The following is a 6,628-nucleotide window of genomic DNA, read 5'->3' as shown; positions in this document are numbered from 1 at the left end:
GCTCGCTCAAGGCATCACCCAATTCCGGCATGCCGGTGTGGCAGGACAAGCTGTTCATCGGGCTGGCGCGGACGGCAGCGGATGCGACGGAGTATTTCCAGATCCCGACCGGACGCGTGGTCGAGATCGGCACGCAGGTACTTGTCTAGCTCTCGCCTAGATGTGCCCGATCAACGTCGTTGCCGGGGCGCTTGCACTAGGTTGCAACTCATAGACCGAGTTGGTCCTGCCCCGAGTTCTGATTCACGGGGCCGCCAGAGGTCGCATCGATGTACGCGCCGGCGTGAACTACGCCACCTCCAGCATCGGAACGGACGAAACGTCCACTTGCGCTGGGCCTACTCCGCTGCGGAGAAAGGCCAACTGGCCCGTGCACTCCCGGCGACGAGCGCTGCAACAATCACCATAGCAGCGCAAGAAGGGGATCCATGCAGAACGATCCGCTGCTCACTGACAATCGAAGGCAAGACCGTCGCCGTTCCGATCACCGCCGACCAGCCGGCTGGATTGCTGCGCCAATTTTCTGAGAAAAGCGAATGACATGTGGACCAAGATCAAAACCTTCTTTCTCAACAGCGAGAGCATCTTCCTGGCCTGCTTACAGGCCTTCAACGGCATCAAGGTCCGCGTCTTGCTGTCGCTCGATCCCGACCTGTTCCAACGCTACGTTTCGCCAAAATGGCTCCCGACCTACATGCAGTCGGTCGGCGTGCTGACCGAGCACTCGCGCCGCCGGGACGATCCCACTCTCGGCAGAAACCCCAACAATGGCGAGGTGCAGTGAGATGACCGCGTTACTAACCATGATTGCGCTTCTTCTGGCCGGTCACGCACTGGCTGACTATCCGCTTCAGAGCGATTTCCTTGCCAGGGCCAAGAACCGCGCCAACCCGATTCCGGGCATTCCCTGGTACCATGGCCTTCTCCCCCACGCGGCAATCCACGGCGGTGTGGTCGGCCTGATAACCGGCAGTCTCGCGCTCGGTCTCGCAGAGTTCGTCGCTCACGGCCTCATCGACGATGCGAAGTGCATGGGGCGTATTTCTTACGACATGGACCAATCTCTGCATATGTCCTGCAAACTCTGCTGGGTGGTCATCTCGATACATTGGGGAACATTCTCATGACTGCTCTACTCGCATGCCTGTTTTCCAATCCGATCATCCTCGCGGGCGTCGGCATTGTTGGCGCCGCCGTCGCGTGGATGCATGGACGCATCACCGGGGCCAAGGCTGAACGTGCTCAATCAGATCGCGGCGGGCACCAAGCCCACAACCGAAGGCGAGCAGATCGATGATGCCATGGCCGGCCGCGCCCCGGACGCTAACACTTAGGGACTGGTCAAACGGTCAAACAATAGCCCTGACAGGTCCTCTCGCGCTCGCCCGGCCAGACGTCGGGCGGCCATTTTGTCGTTGAACATCCGATCGGCCGGGAAGAGTCGAAGCCGCAAGCCTGTCTGCTGCGACGATCGCGGCAACAGATCGGCATCGGGGGGCTTTTCCATGAACGTGCCCAAGCTGAATTATGTCGTCGGTTATCGGCGGTTCCTGCGAACAGGTTGGTGTCAGCACCCCGACCCTTGTCGGAGAACATCGATGATCACCGCCAAGCCGCTCGCTCGCGACAGCGCTGTTGAGGGCGCGCTCGCGAGCGACTTCGCTACCGCCGAGCTACACCTGTCGGGACGCGACCTCCCGCGGCCTTATGTCGGGCGTTTCGATGAAGCCTGCCCGGGTTCGCATCTTCATTGACTTCTGGAATTTCAGTCTGTCGCTCCGCCGTCAGGATGATACCTTCAAATTCGATTGTATGAAAGTAGCGCCGATTCTGGTCCGAGAGGCCGGTGCGGTTTTACTGAGTGGCTCACTGCCCCTTGTTCGTGGGGATGTATGTATACGGCTCTTTGATCCAAATAAGATATCGGACGCGGTTTTTCTATCCGGCTCGATCGCCAGGCCGGTGTTCATACCTCGCTGGTGGAAGCCCAAGGGGTCATCCCAAATGACCGTCTTGCCGCGCTACGGATTGCTTTTGCGCCATCCATCTCCTCCTTGAAAGTCTCCTCAACCTTGAAAGTTTCCATAGGTCCGCTCCCTCGCGCGGACCCTTGGTTGTGTCGCCACGTTAGGCGTCAGGCTTGCCATTGTTGCCTTGCAAGGCCCAGCTCGTCCTAATTAGGTCGCTGGCCTCCAAGTAAGCCATCTCGACCAAATAGGTCAGTAGGCTTTCCCCGTCAGCCTGCACCGTCTGACGAATCTCTCTCAGCATTGCTTGGACAAACTTCAAGTTATCCAACTTTTTTGACTGTTTCATGGGCCCCTTCAATTATTCCTATAAGCGAAGACACGCTAAATGCCGTTTCAACCGATTCAATAAGGGCAAAAACCCGCTTTGGCAGGGCCGTTAAGGAATCGAGCAACCGAGCAGTGAGATCACAAAACGCCGCCCAGCAATACTTACGCGCCTCCAGCTGTTTTTTACCGATAATAGTAAATCCCAAGAGCCAATTTCGGCGGCGCAGAACTCTCACATTTTGTTGTTATAAACAAGCTTGAATCGCAAAATTCGGATTGCTTGGCCGAGCCGCAAACAGGCGGCAAGCGCTGCCTCCCATGGTTGTGGATTTCTTTGCAGTTTGTCCGGGAATATCAGATTCAATAGGTCGGCAGATCGTGGAATGTGACGTCGCAGCGCATGTCTGGTTGGTGACTTGGCATTCAGCGGCCGATCGTCGAAACGCCAAAGGGAAGGAGGCTCTGCCGGCCATAGGAGGCGGTCCTGCCGCTCCTCGAGAATCCGGTGCGCGAATTCGCCAAGGAAGACGGCGAGCAGGTCTCCTATGCAGCTCAGGCGTGCCGCCGGCCTGAACTCAGATGTTCCTCTGGGCCAATCGGGGTCTACAAATCCCAACCCAATCAAGACGCGCATGGTCGCGTGGCTATCCTCCAAGGAAATAGGGTCGCCCGTTCCCGTCCAATCCGCCTGAGACGGGCATTCTCCGGACACTCTCCGAAAGTTGGGCGCCTCTGATGTGCAAAGGAGATATAAGGCTGGACCCGATAGATAGGATGATGGCGGTCGGATGCTACACCGGGCAGCTCGGACTCCATATGCGGCAATGCTTTTTCGATCCATCGACCCAGGTCTTGCGATTTCTGGCTTTTGCTGCGCCTATGGAAGTGGCTTGGCTTTAAGGCCAAGCCATCATCAATCGTTAGGAAGGAATACAGTATGGCGACTGGAACCGTGAAGTGGTTCAACAGCACCAAGGGCTTCGGCTTCATCACGCCCGATGCCGGCGGCCAAGACGTGTTTGTCCACATTTCCGCCGTCGAGCGCGCCGGTCTTTCGACCCTCGCCGACGGCCAGAAGATCAATTATGAGATCGAGCAGGATCGCCGCAGCGGGAAATCCTCGGCCGGAAATCTTAGCAAAGCAGGTTGATCGCCGGCGCAAGCTGGAAGGACGCGGAAGTCGCGGCGACTCTGGCAGGACGAGAATCTGAAGCGAGGCGGGGGGTCGCCGCATTTTTTTGGTGTTCGGCATACGGTCCGGGCGGCTGCTATGCGCCTGAACGACCGCCCCGCCGATCAATCAGCCTGTCGGCTCCTTGCGTATCGGCTTCGCAGGCCCTTCCGTTGGCAAGGGTTTGCGGCCGAGACCCATGGTCTTGGCCAATGCCGAGCGTGCGGCGGCGTAGTTTGGCGCCACCATCGGATAATCCGCCGGCAAACTCCATTTGGCGCGGTATTCGTCCGGCGTTAGGCCGTAGTGGGTCGACAGATGCCGCTTCAGCCACTTGAACCTTTTCCCGTCCTCCAGGCTGATGATGTAGTCCGCCATGACCGATTTCTTGATCGGCACGGCAGGCTTGAGAACTTCCGGCTTCTCCCGGGCCTCGCCACCGGCCGTGCTCTTCAGTGCTGCATGCACCTGGCCGATCAAGGACGGAAGTTCGCCGACCGGAACCGGGTTGTTCGAGACATACACCGAAACGACATCGGCTGTGAGCTCAACGAGGACAGTATTGTCCTGGGCTTCCTCTGTCACCGCAAAGCTCCTTTTGCCATGATCAACAAGTGGACGAAGCTTCCCCTTTTAGAAACGCCGCGACCCAAGCGCAATGACGCGCGGTCGATACCTGCGCGTGATCCGTCTACTAACTTCAAGAACCGTGCCGGTCGCAAGAAAAAACGTCGGTGTCGCGGGTCGCGTGCAGGATATATACTGGTGACCGCTTGGCCAAGTAAGCACGGGGCCGCCAATCACCGGGCGTGTCGCTCCTATGTTTGGGATACCGAGTAGCCCTCGTCTCCTCAAGGCGAACGAGGGCGGTGCGGCTCAAGAGAGAACGACGACGTCATTTTCCGCTTTGAGGCTGATGCCGACCACCGCGCACAAGGGGGATTTGTGACAGCATCGGGCCCGCGACGCTGCCGCGGATGCCACACCTCGACAGCGGGCCGGTGCTTGGGTTCGGCACAGCGAACTCGCTCAGTGGCGTCATCGGACACCTTAGCGTCCGGTTCTTGAAGGGCAGCCACATACGTTGCGTGGCGAATAGCTGACGGAAGCGGCAAACGGCTGGCAACCTTCTCAATAAAAAAAACGGGTCCCGACTGCGACTGCAAATTGGAAGGGCTGTCGTTTCCTTTTTTGCGAGTTCGCTAAAAAGTCTTCAGCCCCAACCTGATTATTGTGGTCTGCCCTGTCATATTCTTTACGCTCATCGCACAGTAGAATTGGCGCCGCTTAGCTGTCGCGGCCGGTGTTCGGACAAGGCTCAATTGAGCTGCGCGCGTCAGATCGTCAGGGTCAGATCGAAACCAACAACACAGATGCTATGTCGCTCGCAGCTTCAATGCCTCTGACATATCGCTGCGAGGCTGGTGAACGACCACGAGACGGCTCAGACCGTCATGCGACAACAAAGATATTCTCGACAGGGGATCATCATCATCGAACCGGCGGTCGGGAGGAACGGCCGGCTGAAAGAGAACGAGGGCAATGATGCGGTCGAGAGATGGGCGGCACGACACACAGGAGCCGACTGCAGGGTTCCTGTGCCAGAAATGGCGGACAGGTCCCGCGATCAACCCTCCGTCGCGAGCTGTTCGTAGCGGTGGAGGCTTCGCAGTCTGCTGCCCGCAGGGTGAAGCGTGTAGCAGATGAAGCCTGCACCGTAGACCCCATCGTCAAACCGCCTGAAGCGTCTGGGGCGGCGTCGGCCCGCTGCAGGCTGTTCGGACATGGTTAAGACACAAGTATTTTGCAGCGATTGCAAGGACTTGTGCTGGGCTTGGAGCGCTGTGATGGCGCAGTATGGGATCAGGCGGGCGGGTTGTCGACGAAATGGTGTCCTAGGCGCAATCCTACTCCGATGCGGATCGGCGTCAGGTCGCCGTGAAGCGCGTGAAGAGGACGAGGTTGTAGGCCACGACCGAGGACCAGACGTAGGTCTTGAGGTGATCAAGGCCCCGCCAGGTGCAGCGCGCCAGGCCGTAGGCGCGCTTCAGGCATGATTTGCCAGCTTCGATGCCGGCGCGGAAGTTGCGCAGCTTGCGATAAACCCACTTGCTTTTGACCATGTCCTCGATCCTGAGGCCGGCCTTCTTGTGGAAGGCCATGTCGCAGGCGCCCCACGCCTTCGCTGTGGCCAGGTTGTTGCGAGTGGCGAAGCCGCCATCGGCCGCCGCCTGCCGCGGCGCATGCCCATAGAAGGCGATGTGGCGCTCCAGCATCGGCAGCAAGCGCTCACTGTCGGCCGGGTTGCCGGCTTCGATCACCAGGTCGAGGATCATGCCGCTCCTGCCGGTGGTGAGGTTGAGTTTGTGGCCGTATTCGGTATCGCGGCTGCCTTTGACGATGATATCGGCATGCTCTTCGAACAGGCTGACCAACTTCTGGCCGGCCGGTACCGGCTCGCCGTCCAACACCCGCCGCTCGCTCTGTCTGATAATCCGTTCGACCAGCGGCCGATAATGGCGAACCTGGATCTGCCACAGGGCGATGGACGATGTGCTCGCCACGGCCAATCGCTCGGTCGCCTGCTTCAGATAGGCCAGGGTCGCGCGAGTGATTGCGATCAGCTCGCGATAGAGTTGGACCCGGTTGGGTCGACCGTGCGTGAACTGGATCTTGCGGGCACGCTTCTTGGCTGCACGGCAATGATCGCGCCATGAGCCGGCGCCGCCGACCAAGCTATCGGCCCGCTTCAAAAGCCGCACCATGACCCGTACAGCATCCCAAAGCAGGCTGCTGTCGCTCGGCTCGTGCATAAGTGCGGCGGTCACGGTGCTGTCCAGCCGCACGACCGCGCGTCTTCGAGCTTCGCCTGCCGGGCACCCGATAGCAGTATGCGATTGATCTGTTCCCCAAGTCTCAGACCGGATCGCGCTGATCGTCTTTTGCAGCACCGACTTCTGCGGGCTCCAGGACAACGGCAAGTGGGCAAAGGCGCGAAACGAGGCTGAGTCCTCGAGGTGGAAGGCCAACTCCTGGTAGCTCAGTTGCCGATATTGCTTCAGCAGAGCGCAGCGTAGCACTGCTTCAGCTGGCAGGCCCCGCCGCCCGGTGGCCTTGACCCCGACCCGCACCAAATCGCGAGCCACCAAGCCAAGCAAAT

At 59.3% G+C, this 6,628-nt stretch carries 8 protein-coding genes and 1 pseudogene; 7 read left to right on the top strand and 2 right to left on the bottom strand.

Annotated features, from left to right (window positions below; translation table 11 throughout):
• The 7 genes and pseudogenes from ACWTU9_RS32860 to ACWTU9_RS32830 form a co-directional block, all read left to right on the top strand.
• Positions 1-149 (top strand): KUP/HAK/KT family potassium transporter (locus ACWTU9_RS32860; protein ID WP_455861956.1); only part of this gene is annotated, 149 nt, incomplete at its 5' end.
• Between the two features lie 178 nt (positions 150-327).
• Positions 328-540, top strand: a complete 213-nt coding sequence (locus ACWTU9_RS32855; RefSeq protein WP_455861954.1) for a hypothetical protein — start codon at positions 328-330, stop codon at positions 538-540.
• Between the two features lies 1 nt (position 541).
• Positions 542-784 carry a hypothetical protein gene (locus ACWTU9_RS32850; protein ID WP_455861953.1) on the top strand — a complete coding sequence of 81 codons (243 nt, stop codon included), beginning with the start codon at positions 542-544 and terminating at the stop codon, positions 782-784.
• Position 785: 1 nt separating this feature from the next.
• Positions 786-1,127, top strand: coding sequence for a DUF3307 domain-containing protein (locus ACWTU9_RS32845; RefSeq protein WP_455861952.1), 342 nt, complete (start codon positions 786-788; stop codon positions 1,125-1,127).
• 471 nt (positions 1,128-1,598) lie between these two features.
• Positions 1,599-1,754: a hypothetical protein gene (locus ACWTU9_RS32840; protein WP_455861951.1), complete on the top strand. Its 156-nt coding sequence runs from the start codon at positions 1,599-1,601 to the stop codon at positions 1,752-1,754.
• 964 nt (positions 1,755-2,718) lie between these two features.
• Positions 2,719-2,838 (top strand): annotated as a pseudogene (locus tag ACWTU9_RS32835) (arsenate reductase (glutaredoxin)); the annotation flags it as partial.
• Between the two features lie 396 nt (positions 2,839-3,234).
• Positions 3,235-3,447: a cold-shock protein gene (locus tag ACWTU9_RS32830; protein ID WP_455861950.1), complete on the top strand. Its 213-nt coding sequence runs from the start codon at positions 3,235-3,237 to the stop codon at positions 3,445-3,447.
• A gap of 150 nt (positions 3,448-3,597) precedes the next feature.
• Here the strand turns inward: ACWTU9_RS32830 and ACWTU9_RS32825 are convergent, their stop codons facing one another.
• Positions 3,598-4,053, bottom strand: coding sequence for a MucR family transcriptional regulator (locus ACWTU9_RS32825; RefSeq protein ID WP_455861949.1), 456 nt, complete (start codon positions 4,051-4,053; stop codon positions 3,598-3,600).
• Positions 4,054-5,396: 1,343 nt separating this feature from the next.
• Positions 5,397-6,614 (bottom strand): ISNCY family transposase, encoded by a 1,218-nt coding sequence (locus tag ACWTU9_RS32820; RefSeq protein WP_455861955.1) that lies wholly within the window; start codon positions 6,612-6,614, stop codon positions 5,397-5,399.
• Positions 6,615-6,628: the final 14 nt, after the last annotated feature.

This window comes from Mesorhizobium sp. 128a (genome assembly GCF_053848025.1).
Note: the sequence above shows the minus strand (reverse complement) of the source record. Positions and strands in the feature narration are given on the sequence as shown.

Coding starts and splice junctions, on each gene's coding strand:
- ACWTU9_RS32850 (WP_455861953.1), top strand. CDS start 542: ATGTGGACCAAGATCAAAACCTTCTTTCTCAACAGCGAGAGCATCTTC.
- ACWTU9_RS32845 (WP_455861952.1), top strand. CDS start 786: ATGACCGCGTTACTAACCATGATTGCGCTTCTTCTGGCCGGTCACGCA.
- ACWTU9_RS32840 (WP_455861951.1), top strand. CDS start 1,599: ATGATCACCGCCAAGCCGCTCGCTCGCGACAGCGCTGTTGAGGGCGCG.
- ACWTU9_RS32830 (WP_455861950.1), top strand. CDS start 3,235: ATGGCGACTGGAACCGTGAAGTGGTTCAACAGCACCAAGGGCTTCGGC.